Raw genomic sequence first — 937 nt, 5'->3', positions numbered from 1 at the left:
AAAGGCCACCACCCAATGGTGGTGGTCGAGTCAGTGACCAATTGGTGGCGAGGCCAGACTAAACAGTCGCAAACCGTGCAAAGTGACATAAAATTTTGAACAATAGCACAAAATAGGTCGGTGATTTTTGGTGAAGTCCACATAGAGGCCAGTTAAATTTTGCTATAAGATTAGATTCAATTTAAAAATGAGGTGAGTTTATGACGAAAAAAAGTGTGATTCGTAAGTCAATTACGGAGATGAAAGAAGAGGGCATCTCAGCCTTCAGTAAGCAGATTGAAAAAATTCCCGGCATGATCAAGTTAACCGTTGGGGAACCCGACTTTGATACACCCGACCACATCAAACAGGCCGGCATCAAGGCAATTGAAGCGAATAACACCCACTACACAGACCCTCTTGGGACTCTGGCAGTCCGGCAGGCGGCAACAGACTTCGTTGCCAAAAAGTACGGTCTGAATTATGATCCAGAAACCGAGGTTGTCACGACAATCGGGGTCAGCGAGGCCATCTTAAACGTCTTCCTCGCACTGTTGGAACCGGGTGATGAGGTCTTCTTACCCTCACCAGTTTTCCCAGTTTATGAAGGGGCGGTCCAGATGGCCGGCGGGAAAGTTGATTTTATTAATGTCGAACCAAATGGCTTCAAATTAACGCCTGACCGGCTCCGCCAAGAAGTCCAGGCCCACCCCAGGGCTAAGACATTATTACTGACGACACCCAGCAATCCAACCGGAAGAAGTTACCAAGCTGATGAGCTGCAGGCCTTGGCTGAGGTAGCCCGAGAATTTGATTTGACGGTCATTAGTGATGAAATTTATAGCGAAATTACCTATGACGGCGTCCATGATTCGATTGCCAAGTACTTGCCCGACCAAACGATTGTTTTCAACGGTTTGTCGAAGTCGCACGCCATGACCGGGTGGCGGTTTGGCTT

General features: G+C 47.8%; 1 protein-coding gene. It reads left to right on the top strand.

Annotation, left to right across the window (positions count from 1 at the left end):
* Nucleotides 1-200: 200 nt before the first annotated feature.
* A partial coding sequence (locus AOQ29_RS08010) for an aminotransferase class I/II-fold pyridoxal phosphate-dependent enzyme (RefSeq protein ID WP_114674990.1) occupies nucleotides 201-937 on the top strand: 737 nt, incomplete at its 3' end.

This window comes from Fructobacillus ficulneus (assembly GCF_001047075.2).
GTDB lineage: Bacteria > Bacillota > Bacilli > Lactobacillales > Lactobacillaceae > Fructobacillus > Fructobacillus ficulneus.
Note: the sequence above shows the minus strand (reverse complement) of the source record. Positions and strands in the feature narration are given on the sequence as shown.